Below are 12,940 nucleotides of genomic sequence, written 5' to 3' on the forward strand. Positions count from 1 at the left end.
GAGCTCACGGTGATGGCTCACTGCGAATTTAGTATTAGTAACTATTCATAGAAAAGGATCGAGATGACGACCTTTCAGTCACGTCCACCGGGCATGCCTCCGATGCAGCCCGTTCCGCCTCGCCCGGCGAAGCAGCGCAACGTTCTCGGCATTATCGCGCTCGTCTGTGCCGTCGTCGGCTTCGTGTTTTCTTGTATTCCTGGTGCCCTGATAGTCGGATGGGTGCTCCTGCCGATCGCGTTTGTCCTCGGACTTGTCGGGCTCTTCCTGTCCGGAAAAACCAAGGGCACATCGATTGCCGCAGTCATCATTTCGATCGTCGGAACCGTTGTCGCCGCGGCGGTGTTCGCATTCGTCGTTGCCGATGCTTTCGACGATGCGTTCAACGGAAGCGGCGACGTCTCAGTCTCGGGGCAGGGGAACGAAAACGTCATGAACGCCTTGGATTCAGGCGTGGGCGAAGCGGGTGACTCCAAGGAATTGGGATCACGCGAGAATCCTGCCGCAATCGGGCAGACACTCAGCAACGACGATTGGGACGTGACGGTCAATAGCTTCAACCCGAATGCTTCTGCAGAGATCGCAGCCGAAAACCCGTTCAATGAACCTCCGGAACCAGGCTTTCAATATGCGATCGCAAACGTCACATTCACTTACAAAGGCGAAGGTTCCGAACACGTGAGTTCGTATCCCGTGGCATTCGTTGCCGAAGACGGAAACGTCACTCGGGATTTCGACCGCTCTGTTGTTACTCCGGACATGCTGATGGGCGAGGTATACGCCGGTGGTTCGGCCACGGGCAACGTGGCGCTACACATCCAAGAGGGAAAGCCCGGCGTTTTGCGTATCGAATTGGGATACTTCGGCGACGAGGTATTCGTCGCGGTGCCGTAGCTCGGCAGGGCGGTAAATCGAAGCAGGACCCCGGGGTGCTGTGGGGTCGGGGCGCGAGGGGCGCGTCCGACGTCATACACCGGCGGGGTCCTGCAGCGGCGAAACGCGGGCCGCACCGAATGGCGCGGCCCGCAGCATTCGCGGGGTTATTAGCCCGGGAGCTCGATGCCGAGCTCCTTGGCGGCGAGCTTGGCGTACTTGGCCGTCTGGTCGAAGGCCGAACCGAGCGGTGCGGCGTCCTTGGAGACGTCCGCGATCTCGTTCCAACGCTCCGCGATGACCTCGGGGGTACGAGCATCCTCGGGGATGAACACGCCCGGGGCCTCGACCATCTCGGACACGGCGAAGACGCCGGCGCCGGCGCCGAGGATCTTCTTGGTCGGCGCGGCCTCGGAAACGAGGAAGAGCGCGCCGGGGGAGATGGTCTCCGGCTGCAGGATGTCGAGCACAGCCTGGGGGAGGAGATCCTCGGTCATGCGGGTCGCGGCCGAAGGCGCGAGCGAGTTGACGTGGATGCCCTTCTTCTCGCCCTCGATGGCCAGGGTGTTCATGAAACCGACGATGCCGGACTTGGCGGCAGCGTAGTTGGCCTGGCCGAAGTTGCCGTAGATGCCCGAAGCCGAGGTGGTCATGAGGATGCGGCCGTAGCCCGCCTCGACCATGACCGGCCACACGGCCTTCGTGCAGTTGACGGTGCCCATGAGGTGGACCTCGAGGACCTTGCGGACATCGTCGAGCTCCATCTTCGCGAACGACTTGTCGCGGAGGATGCCGGCGTTGTTGATGAGGATGTCGATGCGGCCCCACTTGCCCTTGACGTCCTCGACAAGCTTCTCGACCGCAGCGGCGTCGGTGATGTCCGAGCCGTCGACGATGGCCTCGCCGCCGTTCGAGGTGATCTCGTCGACAACCTTCTGCGCCGGCGAAGCGTCGCCGCCCGCACCGTGGACGTCGCCACCGAGGTCGTTGACGACGACCTTCGCGCCGCGAGCGGCGAGAGCCAGCGCGTGGGCGCGACCCAGTCCGCCACCGGCACCGGTGATGATTGCTACGCGTCCATTGAAGTCGATGTCTGCCATAGGGGTATTCCTCCCAGAATTTTCGAAGTGGGATGTACGTCCCTCATGTTAGGCGCGTTCGAGCGGAGCGTGCTCGCCCGGTCCGTGATCCCGGCGAAGCGCAATGCGAAGAGCAGCAGGAAAGTACCGTCAACACCATGTCCAATTCACTGACGGGGGAAGGCACCGAGAGCCGCGCGGGCATGGACGAGCCCGAAGACGGCGTAGGCCTGTCGCGATGGGCAAGGGTCGGGCGCGGGCTGCTGTGGTTCGCGGCGATCGGACCGGCGATCGTCGCGTTGATCGTTGTCGGCGCCTTCTGTCTGCTTGCCGCCGATTGGTGGCCGTGGGAAGACAACTCCGATAGTGGGCTTGCCTTTATCTCGTTGATCTTCGCGGCCTACGTGCTGGTGCCGGCCGGGGTTGTGTGGCTTATCGGCGCTATCGCCTCTCTAGCCGGTGCCCGTTTGCGGAGCCGCTGGTTCCTCGCCGCTCCGGCAGTTCTCGTGTTCGGCGCGGCGCTGGTCATTGCCATCCGATTCCTCGTGCCCCAGGACTTCGACGATTCGGAGGTCGAACTCACCGAGTTCGCCCAAGAAGCACATTCCCGCGAAGAGGGAAGCTACGAAGCCTTCGACCCGCCGCGCACCATCGGGCACGTCGAGGTGGATTCGGTGGAAACACGACCGGACGGGGTCGTTCTGCTGGGAAATGCTGATGGATCCGCCTTCTTCACCAGTTATTTTTGGGCGTACTCGCCCGATGGCCCACCTCCTTTGCGCGGAGACGAAGAGGACCTCACCCACCTCGGCGGGCCCTGGTACTCGCTATCCAGAAGCTGGTAGCCCCTGCAGCGCCCGGTCCACCCGGAGCACTGTGACCGGGCGCTCCTTCTTGTCTGCTGTTAAGGTTTCACGTGAAACCGCACGCAGGGAATCCGGTGAGACTCCGGAGCTGGCGCGCAACGGTGTGGCCCCCACCCGACAGTAGGCCGGGGTGCCGAGCCCGATCGCTGCTGTGGTGACGCCACCCATCCGGGGATCTTCGCGCACAAGATCGAATCGTAAAGGCACTACCAGCGTGAGCCATGTCCGCATGACTGCCGCCGAGAAAAAGGCCCTCCGGGCCCACACCGGTCGCATGTCCGTACCGCCGCTATTGCTGACGGCGGGGCTCGCGATCCTTCTCGTCCTCAGTGTCATCGTCTCCCTCGCCTTCGGCTCCGAACGCCTCCCGCTCGGCGACGTGTTCGGCGCGGTGCGCGCACGGGTATTCGGCGGGGCCACGCCGTCATTCGTGATCGACTCGATCGTGTGGGAGCTGCGGCTGCCACGCGCGCTGCTCGCGGCGATCGCAGGGGCAGGGCTCGCCATCGCCGGCGCCGCGATGCAGACTCTCGTGCGCAATCCGCTCGCCGATCCCTATCTGCTCGGGGTCTCCTCCGGCGCGTCGGTGGGCGCGACGGCGGTGCTCACCACGGGCGCGCTCAGCGGGCTCGGCGTGTACGCACTCTCCGGCGGCGCGTTGCTCGGCGCGCTGGCTGCGTCCTTCGCAGTGTTCTTCATCGCCAGCGCCCAGGGCGGGCTGACGCCGCTGCGCCTCGTCCTCTCCGGCGTCGTGCTCTCGGCCGCCTTCTCGGCGATGTCCTCGTTCCTCGTCTTCCTCTCGCCCGAGCCACGCGCCGCGGAGTCCGTGATGTTCTGGCTCCTCGGTTCGGTCGCGGGCGCGACGTGGGTGAAGCTGCCGTTCGTGTTCGTCATCGTGGCCCTGGCGCTCGTTTCCCTGCTCGCGATCCACGGCTGGCTCGACGCGATGAGCGCCGGCGAGGAGACCGCCCACTCGCTGGGCGTGCCGGTGCGGGGGCTGCGGATTTCGCTGTTCGTGCTGCAGGCCGTCACGGTCGGCGCGGTGGTCGCCGTCGCCGGCGGCATCGGTTTCAGCGGGCTTATCGCCCCGCACCTCGCGCGGCTCGTCGTGGGCGCACGGCACCGGGTGATGCTGCCGGTCGCCGCGCTCGGGGGCGCGCTGTTCGTGGTGTTGGTGGACACGATCTCGCGGGTGCTCGTCTCGCCGCAGGAAATGCCGCTCGGCGTCGTCACGGGGATCGTCGGAGCGCCGGTGTTCCTCATCCTCATGGGCCGCGCTCGCTACAGCTTCGGGGGCCAGAATTGAGTTCCACGGACCGCTCAGCCACGGGCATCGACCTCGCCGTCCGCGACCTGCGCATCGACCGAGGCGGCACGACGATCCTCGACGACGTGTCCTTCACCGTTCCCGCCGGGAGCACCTTGGCGGTCGTCGGCACCAACGGGTCCGGTAAATCGACGCTGCTGCGCGGGCTGGTCGGGGTCACCCCGCCGGCGAGCGGCGAGATCGATATCGGTGGGCGAATCCGCACGGCCGGGCCTCGTGCCGCCCGGCGGTGGGCGCGCCGCCGCGCCCATGAGATGGCGTTCGTGAGCCAGGAGGAACTGCCCGCCGCCGAGCTGTCGGTCGCAGAGGCCGTGTCGCTCGGGCGTACTCCGCACCGCAAGCCGTGGGCCGGGCACGACCCGGGCGAGCACGCCGCGGTCGCCGCCGCCCTGGATGCCGTGGGGCTCACCGAGCTCGGAGGCATGTCGTGCGCGCGGCTGTCCGGCGGGCAGCGCCACCGCGTCGTCATCGCGCGGGCACTCGCGCAGGACACCCCGGTGATCCTGCTCGACGAGCCGACCAACCACCTCGACCCGGTGTGGCGGTTGCGGCTTCTCGAGGCGCTGCGCGCGTCCGGGCGGACGGTGCTGTTCTCGCTGCACGAGCTCGACATGGTGATGCAATACGCCGACAACGTCGCCGTGCTCCACGAGGGCACGGTCCACGCGTTCGGTCCGCCCGGCGAGGTGTTCACGCCCGAGCTGGTGCGCGAGGTCTTCGCCGTGGACTCGGCCGTGGTTCGGCGGCCTGGGGCGGGTTCGGGGTCTGGACCGGAGCCGGCGGCCGGCAGCGCCGCGAATCCCGAACACCTCGTGCTCTGGCACCGCGAGGACGACGACGCTGACTCCGCCACCGATATCGACGAAGGTCCCGAGAAAGGACGAACATCATGAACCGTTCCACGACCCAGGCCCGCGCCGGATACCCCCGCCGCATCCGGGCGCGGCGCCGTCTGGTCTGCGGGACCTTCGCCGTCATTCTTGGAGGGCTTGTCCTGACGGCGTGCAGCGAACCCACCGAGAGTGAGGCAGAGGGCGACGGTTCGGGGACGAGCGTCGCGCAGGAGGCCGTGACGGTCGAGAACTGCGGGGAGGACGTCGAGTTCCAGGCGCCGGTGCAGAAGATGTTCGTGAACGACTCGAATATCCTGTCCATCGCGATCGCGGCGGGGGCGGCAGATCACGTGAGCGCCGCGACTGTGCGCGAGGGGCACCGGCAGCTCCTCAGCAACGTGTACGGCGACGAGGCCGACGACATCAACTACGTGGCGGAACGCGCTGACCTGGAAACCGTCGTGGCCGAGGACCCGGAAATGATGTTCGCGGGGTGGAACTACGGGTTCAAGGACGAGACACCGCTGAACCCGTCCGGGCTCGCCGAGCACGACATTGATTCGTACCTGCTCAGCGAGACGTGCCGGAGCGGGCAAGGGACCCGCGGCACGATGGATCCGTGGGTGGCGCTGCGTACCGACCTGTTCAACATCGGCGAGATCGCCGGCGATGCGGATCGGGCACAGTCCGTCGTGGACGACATCGATTCCCGGCTCGAGACGCTGAGTGGCGTGCCGCAGCCGGACGAGACCCCGACCGCATTTCTCGTCGATTCCGCGAACGACACGATCTTCACATCCGGAAGCTTCGGCGGGCCCCAGGGCATCCTCGAGGCCGCCGGGGCACGTAACGCCACCGAGGATGTCGCGGACACGTGGACCGACGTGAGCTGGGAGAAGATCGCCACCGAGGATCCGGATGTACTCGTGTTCGTGGACTACGAGGCCCAGTCATATGAAGAGAAACTCGAGGCCCTGCGCACGCATCCGGCGACGCGGGACCTCGAAGCGGTCAAGGAAGAGCGGTTCATCAACATCCCATACGTGATGTGGTGTTCGGGTCCGTTGAATATCGATGCGGCCGAGATCGTGCGCAAGGGGATGGAATCGTATGGCCTTGCCCCGGAAAGTGATATCGATCCGGAGATTTCCGTGTCGGACATGGGCGTGGACGGTAACGAGTGGGCTACCGAGGGATAGGAAGCGAAATGACGGCGATGCGGGGCGTGAAGAAGGGCCTGCCGGGAGCGCTGGCCGCGGCGGGGCTCGCGGTGGCCGTGGCCGCGTGTAGCGCGCCCACGGAAAGCGAGCAGGACACCGGAGCGGAGGCGGCGGGCACCGTGACACTCGACAATTGTGGAGAGCAGGTCGAGCTGCCCGCCCCGGCCGAGCGAATGCTCGTCACCGACGCGTCGATCGCGGCGATCACCCTCGCTGTCGATGGAGCCGAGAACATCGGCGGGGTGACGACCGTGTCCGATAAGGACCTGCTCACCACCGCCTACGGCGAAGACGCCGAGGGGCTCAACTACATCACCGAAGACGTCGCGACGTTGGAGACGGTGCTCGGCGCGAACCCGGACGTCGTCTTCTCCGGCTGGGGATACGGTCTGTCCGACTCCTCGGGCGTGACACCGGACGCACTGGCCGAGCGCGATATCGCGACCTACCTCCTGAGCGACTCGTGCCGCGGCGACGCCGAGGAGATTCTCACCACCGACCCGTGGGATTCGCTGCGCACCGACCTCGGCAACGTCGCGCAGATCGTCGGCCACCCGGAGGCCGGCGACGAGGCCGTCGCGGATCTCGATGCTCGCCTCGGCTCGCTCGGTGACGCCGAGCAGCCGGCGGACGCGCCGCAGGTGCTCGTCTTCGATTCGGCCGCCGACGGCGTGTTCGCCCCGGGTGGGGTCGGCGCGCCGAACGCCATCGTCGAGGCCGCGGGCGGGCAAAACGTTCTTGCTGACGTCGAGGAGCGATGGACCAACGCGAGCTGGGAAACCCTTGCCGCGAATCCCGCCGACGCCATCGTGTTCGTCGACTACCCGATGTACACGCTCTCCGAGAAGATCGCGCAACTCCGCGAGAACCCTGCGACCCGCGATATCCCCGCGGTGCGCGAGGGCCGGTTCATCAACATTCCCTACGGCATGTGGACCTCGGGTCCTCTCAACATCGATGCGGCCGAGATCGTGCGGAAGGGACTCGAGTCATACGATCTCGTGCCCAGCAGCTCGATCGAGCCGGGAATCGCGGTGTCCGACTTAGAAGTCGACGGCAACGAGTGGGCCGAGTAGTAAGCGGCGTCCGGCGATACTGCACGGGGATTGCCGTGGTTGGCTGGAAGGTGGAGCGGGTGCAACTTTTCCCCTCGCCGCGAAAGTTGTGACTGCGTCCGTACAGTGACGGCAACACTTTGTTCACTGACGGCGTCACTTTATTCACTGAGGGCGTCAGTTTGTTCACTGAGAACATGATTTCATCCAGTGACGACTGCATTTCGTCCAGTGAGGGCTTCGTTTTCTACAGAGACGTGGAATCCCTGCCGGACTACGCCTCGTGCAGCGAACGCGCGAGGTCGACGGCCTCGGTGGGCGTGCCCTTCCACGGTTCCCCGTGGCCGCACACGAGAATATCGGCGGCGAGCCCGGCGAGGTTGTCGAGCTCGCGAACGGCCTCGTCCGGATTGGCGGCGAAGTAGTCCGGCAAGAGTTGCGGGCCGTTTAGCGGTGACAAGGGATGTCCTGTGGCGAGAGCGTCCCCGGCGAGCAGCACTCCGGCGCCGGGCAGATGGAATGCTGTGTGCCCGGAGCTGTGGCCCGAACACGACACGGGAACGGGCCGGCCGGGCACGTCGAGCGCCTTGCCCATGTCAAGGCTGCGCACCGCCGAGAGCGTGGGGTGCGAGGCTCCGCCGACCGTGGAGATCGAAAGTAGCCATGGCAGCATCCGCGGATTGAGGATGCGTTTGACAAGGTCGAACGGTGTCGCCTGCTCGAAATCGCCCGTCTGGGCGTGGTAGGCGTCGATCGCGCTCATGTATACGGGCACACCGAGCTCGGACGCGAAGTAGTCGAACGCGCCGACATGGTCGACGTGCGCGTGGGTGCCGAGCACGGCCTGCACGTCAGAAGGGGAGTGGCCGATCTCCTCGATCGAGGACAGCACCTTCTTCAGGTCGCCGGGAAATCCTCCGTCGACAAGGGTTAGCGCGTCTCCCTCGCGCAAGATCACCCAGTTGACGGCGGTGCCGCGAACCACGAAGACGTCCTTCGTGACTTCGTCGATGCTTCCGGACATGGCGCGCGCTCCTTGTTCCTAGGTCGGCAGTGGTTCCCTGCGCATGGGGATGTGGGGGATGCGTTCGTCCAGGTACTCGTCGCCGCAGCGCACGAACCCGAAGCGCCCGTACCAGTCTTCGAGGTAGGACTGGGCGCCGATTTCGATGGGCACGTCGCCCGCGTCGGCGATCGCCGTCTCTATGAGCCGGCCGGCGACACCTTGTCCGCGGAACTGCGGCGAGGTCACGACCCTCCCGATGTGCATCACGCCGCCGTGCGCCGAAGACGGGAACAGCCTGAGGGTTCCGGCGAGTCCGCCGTCATACAGCGCCCGGTAATGAAGGGTCGTGGGGGCGGCGTCGACCTCGTCGATCTCGGCGTACGGACAATCCTGCTCGTGGACGAAAACGTCGACTCTCAATTTGTAGAGGTGGTGTACGTCGAGAGCGCCGAGCTCGGCGAGAGGCGCGGCGTGGACGGTGGGGGAGGCCATGGGTTTATTGTGCCGCCGGGGATGTGGTTTTTGTCCGTCAACGCGGCTTCGTCGCCGAGAAGGACATTGCCTGGCCGAAGCCGAACGGGCGGACCTTCGCATCGAGGCCATGCGCGCGGAAGCTTTCTGCGAGCTCGTCCGGGGAGATGAGCAGGTACTGGGAGCCGTCGAACCTGTGGATCGCGGTGTTGGCGCCGGTGCGGGTGAGGTCGTAGCCGACCAGGCGGCCGCCGCGGCGCAGCACTCGGGCCACCTCGGCGATGGCAGCCTCCCACTGCACGATGTGGTGGAGCATGAGGAAACTGACGACGGTGTCGAAGGATTCGTCGGGGAAGCTCAGATCGGTGGCGTCCTCGTGGGTGACGGTGATGTCCTCGCGGGCCGCGAGGCGGCGCCCGGCTAGTTCGACCATCTTCGGGTCCGCATCCGAGGCGACATAGGTGACGCCGGGGTTGGATTTGGTGAGCGAGAGGGCGATGTCCCCGCCGCCGCAGCCGAGCTCGAGGACGCGCCCGGACAGCGGGGTGCGGCCGGCGAAGCGCGCCGTGGCCGAGGCGATGGGGCGCCACAGACTGCTGCGGCAGAATGCGGATTCGACTTTCGACATCGCGGGCATGGGCACCTCCGGGAAGGTTCTGGGGCGCTCGGGGAAATTGCGCCCGTAGTGAACAATCTACGTGCCGATACGTCCCCGAACTGCGAATTGCCGGGATTGATGACGGCGCCGGCGGCAGGCGCCCGGAGGTGGTCCCGGTTCGCGGGAATCCTGTGGCAAACTGGGCGACGTGACTATCGCAACGAAGAAGGCAACGTTCCACACCAACCACGGCGACATCGTGGTGGACCTGTTCGGCAACCACGCTCCAGAGACCGTGGACAACTTTGTCGGGCTCGCCAAGGGGACCAAGGACTACTCGACGACCAACGCGTCGGGCGGCACGTCGGGACCGTTCTACGACGGCTCGATTTTCCACCGCATCATCAGCGGTTTCATGATCCAGGGCGGGGACCCGGACGGCCGCGGCACCGGTGGACCCGGATACGAGTTCGGCGACGAGATCCACCCGGAACTGCAGTTCGATGGGCCGTATTACTTCGCCATGGCCAACCGTGGCCCGGGCACCAACGGCTCGCAGTTCTTCATCACCGTGGGCGCGACCCCGCACCTCAACGGCCGCCACACCATTTTCGGCAAGGTCTCCGACGAGGCTTCGCAGAAGGTCGTCGACGAGATCGCGCAGGTTCGCACCGGCGCGATGGACCGCCCGGTCGAGGATGTGGTTATCTCCTCCATCGACGTCGAGGAGTAAATGACGTCGAACTTCGGCGCCGGGCCCGCCCGGCGCTCCGGACAGCCTCCGAGGCCAAGCGGCCCCGGGGGCTTTTTCCGCTTCCTTCCCACGACTGCGTGGTTGATCGTCGCGAATATCGCAGCGTTCGCGGTGACCGCCGCCCAGTCGCGCAGCGTCACCGACAACTGGCAGAACTCCTCGCTGTTCGCGGGCACCGTTCTCTACGCCCCGTCAGTAGGACAAGGCGAGATGTGGCGCATCCTCGGCAGCGCGTTCGAGCACTTCGGACCGATGCACCTGTTCGCCAATATGTGGATGCTGCTCATCATCGGGCTCGGCATCGAACGCGTGGTCGGGAGCAAGAATCTCGCCGCGATCTACCTGACCTCGGCCGTCGGCGGGGCGGTCGGCGCCATCGCCTTCACCCCGGACACGCTGGTCGCAGGCGCCTCCGGCGGAGTCTTCGGTCTTCTCGGCGCGTGGGCGGTGCTCGCCCGGTACTACCGGCTCTCGGCCAGCGGTGCGCTGGTGCTCATCGCCATCAACGTCGGGATCTCGCTCTTCGTCCCCGGCATCTCGCTCGCCGGGCACCTCGGCGGTCTCGCGGGCGGTGTGTTGGGCGCGCTGGCCCTCGTGTTGGCGCCGGGGCTACTCATGCGCGCGTCGACCGCACGAGCGCGCACCACCGCCGGTGTCGTTGCGTGGTCCGCCGTCACTGCCGGGTGTGTAGCTGCGGCGTACCTTCTGGCGCTGCCGTCGTAGCCGGGCGATCGGCCCGGCCCCGGGGAATTATCCGGTCGCGTCGATGACGTCGTAGCCGGCCTCGGCAAGAACCTGGGCGACCTCGCGGGGATTGCCACCGACTTCGGTGCGCGAGAGAAGAAGAAGCTCGCCGTCCACGGGCCCATCGGCACTACGCTGCTTCTTGGCCTCGGCGTAATCGGCGAAGTATTCGATGCGCACCAGCGCCGCGACGCCCCTGCGCCGGCCGCGCATCACGCGAACCTCGTGCACCAGCTCGCTCTCGATGAAGCGACGACCCCGCAGACCGAAGTAGATCAGCCCATCGGGAAGCAGTTGCAGCCGCGGGGTGCGGCGAAACTGGTCGAGGCCCATGAGCAGCAAAATCGTGCCCGCGAGCAGCAACAGTACTGACGACAACGTGGTTCCACCACTGATCAACGTGACCAAGCCGCTGCCGATCCCAACGAGCCCGAGCACGGAAATCGTCACGGGGTAGGCGAGCTTCGGCGACCACTCCGTATCGAGCTCGGGAGCGGGGTTCGGAAGGTCACCTGCGGTGGAATTGGTTGTCACAGTCCCACACCTTTCCTTACTTTTGCCTTAAGCACCACTATGTAATTCCGCTACCTCTCAGGTGGGGGTGAGGATAGTAATCCACAGCAGTTGTCCACACTGTGGAGTAATTACAGCCGTGTAATACCCCTGAGTTATCCACAAGCGGCTTCCACAGTGTGCACAACTGACAGGCATGTAACTCACACGAATTCTCGGGGACCGGCGCTTACCAGCGGGAACGGAGGCGGCCCACGAGAGGACAACGGGCGCTTCTGTGGACTGCGAACCTCGCGGTTATCCACAGCGACGGCCGAGCTGTGGATAGCGCCCTAGACACGAGTCCAGCCTCATGTTTTAGACCTTGACCTGCCCAAATAGACGAGCAACAAGCGGTCCGAAATAGACGAAAACCCCGCAGCCGAGAAGCTACGGGGCCCTGTGTGGATAAAGCTGTGGATAAACTCCGGTGAGGTGCGAAGGCCTGCCGAAAAGCTAACCGCGCCAGCGCATCGTCATCAGCAAACCGATGATCATCAGCCCGAATCCGATGGCGAAGTTCTGCCAGTTCCCGAGGTTCGCCATCCACTCCCAGCGATCGCCGACGAGGTAATAGACGACCAGCCACAGCAGGCCGATGAGGAGAAAGCCGAACATGATCGTCAGGTACCAGCGCGGGGTCGGGTTCGAGCTGACCTTGACCGGCGTGCGGTTCGCGGCGGCGGCCTGGGTGTATTCGGTCTTCGACCGTACCTTTGACTTGGGCATAAGTACTGTCCGTGCTTCCCTAGGGGTCTATTGCTACTAACAGCCCAATCTACCATCGAGGTGGGCGTATCCAATAGCGGAAGGCCGGGGCGGCACGCGTATTCCGAACCGCGTCCGCCGGGACGTATGCTGCACCTATGCACGTTTTGGTGGTCGACAACTACGACAGCTTCGTCTACAACCTCGTCCAGTACCTGGGACAGCTCGGCGCCGAGGTCTCGGTCTGGCGCAACGACGATGCGCGCCTCACCGCCGCGGAGGCGCCCTCGGCCCCCAACACCCGCCCCTTGGCGTATGACGCCGGGGTAGCCGAGCGCTTCTCGGGCGTCCTCTCCGGCGTCGACGGTGTCCTCCTCAGCCCCGGCCCGGGCGTGCCCGAAATGGCGGGCGCGACCCCGGCATTCGTGCATCACGCGAAGGCGACCGGGCTACCGCTGTTCGGTGTGTGCCTCGGCCACCAGGCGATCGGTGCCGAGTTCGGCGCGAGGGTCGAGCGCGCGCCGCAGCTCATGCACGGTAAGACCAGCGAGGTGACCCACGACGGCAGCGGCGTTCTCGCCGGCATGCCCTCACCGTTCACGGCGATGCGTTACCACTCGCTCACCGTCGCGCCCGATACCCTTCCGGACGAACTCGTCGCGACCGGTCACACGGACGACGGAACGCTGATGTCTCTGCGCCACCGGGAACTGCCGATCCACGGCGTGCAGTTCCACCCGGAATCCGTTGCCAGCGCGCACGGGCACCGCATGCTCGCGAACTGGATGGAGATCAGCGGCTTCGCCCCGCGCACCGGTCTGGTCGACGAGCTCGAAGCCGCCGGGGTGCGCTAA

General features: G+C 65.9%; 15 protein-coding genes. 9 read left to right on the top strand and 6 right to left on the bottom strand.

Going from position 1 to position 12,940, the window contains the following annotated elements:
- The first annotated feature begins 222 nt into the window (after window positions 1-222).
- Window positions 223-894 carry a DUF4352 domain-containing protein gene (locus BJL86_RS00140; RefSeq protein ID WP_231887194.1) on the top strand — a complete coding sequence of 224 codons (672 nt, stop codon included), beginning with the start codon at window positions 223-225 and terminating at the stop codon, window positions 892-894.
- A gap of 149 nt (window positions 895-1,043) precedes the next feature.
- On the opposite strand, the gene BJL86_RS00145 is transcribed toward BJL86_RS00140, so the two are convergent.
- On the bottom strand, window positions 1,044-1,973 hold the full coding sequence (locus tag BJL86_RS00145; protein WP_067474354.1) for an SDR family NAD(P)-dependent oxidoreductase: 930 nt from the start codon (window positions 1,971-1,973) through the stop codon (window positions 1,044-1,046).
- A gap of 137 nt (window positions 1,974-2,110) precedes the next feature.
- Between BJL86_RS00145 and BJL86_RS00150 the strand changes: the two genes are divergently transcribed.
- The 5 genes from BJL86_RS00150 to BJL86_RS00170 all read left to right on the top strand — a co-directional run bounded on the left by BJL86_RS00150 (window position 2,111) and on the right by BJL86_RS00170 (window position 7,274).
- Window positions 2,111-2,797: a DUF308 domain-containing protein gene (locus BJL86_RS00150; RefSeq protein WP_067474351.1), complete on the top strand. Its 687-nt coding sequence runs from the start codon at window positions 2,111-2,113 to the stop codon at window positions 2,795-2,797.
- A 295-nt stretch (window positions 2,798-3,092) separates the two neighbouring features.
- Window positions 3,093-4,124, top strand: a complete 1,032-nt coding sequence (locus tag BJL86_RS00155; protein WP_067474451.1) for a FecCD family ABC transporter permease — start codon at window positions 3,093-3,095, stop codon at window positions 4,122-4,124.
- A complete protein-coding gene (locus tag BJL86_RS00160; RefSeq protein ID WP_156896115.1) occupies window positions 4,121-5,038 on the top strand; it encodes an ABC transporter ATP-binding protein in 918 nt (305 codons plus the stop codon). The genes BJL86_RS00155 and BJL86_RS00160 overlap by 4 nt, the downstream gene beginning before the upstream one ends.
- On the top strand, window positions 5,035-6,177 hold the full coding sequence (locus BJL86_RS00165) for an ABC transporter substrate-binding protein (RefSeq protein ID WP_082908629.1): 1,143 nt from the start codon (window positions 5,035-5,037) through the stop codon (window positions 6,175-6,177). Before BJL86_RS00160 ends, BJL86_RS00165 begins: the two co-directional genes overlap by 4 nt.
- Before the next feature lie 8 nt (window positions 6,178-6,185).
- Entirely contained in the window at window positions 6,186-7,274 is a 1,089-nt protein-coding gene (locus BJL86_RS00170; protein ID WP_082908630.1) for an ABC transporter substrate-binding protein, read from the top strand.
- A 253-nt stretch (window positions 7,275-7,527) separates the two neighbouring features.
- Here BJL86_RS00170 and BJL86_RS00175 read toward each other — a convergent pair whose 3' ends face one another.
- Genes BJL86_RS00175 through BJL86_RS00185 form a run of 3 tightly spaced genes read right to left on the bottom strand, consistent with a single transcriptional unit; the run spans window position 7,528 to window position 9,358 of the window.
- Window positions 7,528-8,277 (bottom strand): MBL fold metallo-hydrolase, encoded by a 750-nt coding sequence (locus BJL86_RS00175; RefSeq protein WP_067476495.1) that lies wholly within the window; start codon window positions 8,275-8,277, stop codon window positions 7,528-7,530.
- 18 nt (window positions 8,278-8,295) lie between these two features.
- Window positions 8,296-8,751, bottom strand: coding sequence for a GNAT family N-acetyltransferase (locus BJL86_RS00180; RefSeq protein WP_067476498.1), 456 nt, complete (start codon window positions 8,749-8,751; stop codon window positions 8,296-8,298).
- 37 nt (window positions 8,752-8,788) lie between these two features.
- A complete protein-coding gene (locus tag BJL86_RS00185) occupies window positions 8,789-9,358 on the bottom strand; it encodes a class I SAM-dependent methyltransferase (protein WP_197487625.1) in 570 nt (189 codons plus the stop codon).
- A 178-nt stretch (window positions 9,359-9,536) separates the two neighbouring features.
- On the opposite strand from BJL86_RS00185, the gene BJL86_RS00190 reads away from it, so the two are divergent.
- Both BJL86_RS00190 and BJL86_RS00195 read left to right on the top strand, forming a co-directional pair.
- Window positions 9,537-10,061, top strand: a complete 525-nt coding sequence (locus tag BJL86_RS00190; RefSeq protein ID WP_067476511.1) for a peptidylprolyl isomerase — start codon at window positions 9,537-9,539, stop codon at window positions 10,059-10,061.
- Window positions 10,062-10,805, top strand: coding sequence for a rhomboid family intramembrane serine protease (locus tag BJL86_RS00195; protein WP_067476513.1), 744 nt, complete (start codon window positions 10,062-10,064; stop codon window positions 10,803-10,805).
- A gap of 27 nt (window positions 10,806-10,832) precedes the next feature.
- On the opposite strand, the gene BJL86_RS00200 is transcribed toward BJL86_RS00195, so the two are convergent.
- Window positions 10,833-11,360 (bottom strand): PH domain-containing protein, encoded by a 528-nt coding sequence (locus BJL86_RS00200; RefSeq protein ID WP_067476515.1) that lies wholly within the window; start codon window positions 11,358-11,360, stop codon window positions 10,833-10,835.
- 474 nt (window positions 11,361-11,834) lie between these two features.
- Window positions 11,835-12,107 carry a cell division protein CrgA gene (crgA, locus tag BJL86_RS00205; RefSeq protein WP_067476517.1) on the bottom strand — a complete coding sequence of 91 codons (273 nt, stop codon included), beginning with the start codon at window positions 12,105-12,107 and terminating at the stop codon, window positions 11,835-11,837.
- Window positions 12,108-12,244: 137 nt separating this feature from the next.
- Here crgA and BJL86_RS00210 point away from each other — a divergent pair, with 137 nt between their 5' ends.
- Window positions 12,245-12,940: a glutamine amidotransferase-related protein gene (locus BJL86_RS00210; RefSeq protein WP_067476523.1), complete on the top strand. Its 696-nt coding sequence runs from the start codon at window positions 12,245-12,247 to the stop codon at window positions 12,938-12,940.

The organism is Dietzia timorensis (assembly GCF_001659785.1).
GTDB lineage: Bacteria > Actinomycetota > Actinomycetes > Mycobacteriales > Mycobacteriaceae > Dietzia > Dietzia timorensis.

Coding starts and splice junctions, on each gene's coding strand:
- BJL86_RS00175 (WP_067476495.1), bottom strand. CDS start 8,277: ATGTCCGGAAGCATCGACGAAGTCACGAAGGACGTCTTCGTGGTTCGC.
- crgA (WP_067476517.1), bottom strand. CDS start 12,107: ATGCCCAAGTCAAAGGTACGGTCGAAGACCGAATACACCCAGGCCGCC.
- BJL86_RS00145 (WP_067474354.1), bottom strand. CDS start 1,973: ATGGCAGACATCGACTTCAATGGACGCGTAGCAATCATCACCGGTGCC.
- BJL86_RS00180 (WP_067476498.1), bottom strand. CDS start 8,751: ATGGCCTCCCCCACCGTCCACGCCGCGCCTCTCGCCGAGCTCGGCGCT.
- BJL86_RS00165 (WP_082908629.1), top strand. CDS start 5,035: ATGAACCGTTCCACGACCCAGGCCCGCGCCGGATACCCCCGCCGCATC.
- BJL86_RS00155 (WP_067474451.1), top strand. CDS start 3,093: ATGTCCGTACCGCCGCTATTGCTGACGGCGGGGCTCGCGATCCTTCTC.
- BJL86_RS00170 (WP_082908630.1), top strand. CDS start 6,186: ATGACGGCGATGCGGGGCGTGAAGAAGGGCCTGCCGGGAGCGCTGGCC.
- BJL86_RS00210 (WP_067476523.1), top strand. CDS start 12,245: ATGCACGTTTTGGTGGTCGACAACTACGACAGCTTCGTCTACAACCTC.
- BJL86_RS00195 (WP_067476513.1), top strand. CDS start 10,062: ATGACGTCGAACTTCGGCGCCGGGCCCGCCCGGCGCTCCGGACAGCCT.
- BJL86_RS00150 (WP_067474351.1), top strand. CDS start 2,111: ATGTCCAATTCACTGACGGGGGAAGGCACCGAGAGCCGCGCGGGCATG.
- BJL86_RS00185 (WP_197487625.1), bottom strand. CDS start 9,358: ATGTCGAAAGTCGAATCCGCATTCTGCCGCAGCAGTCTGTGGCGCCCC.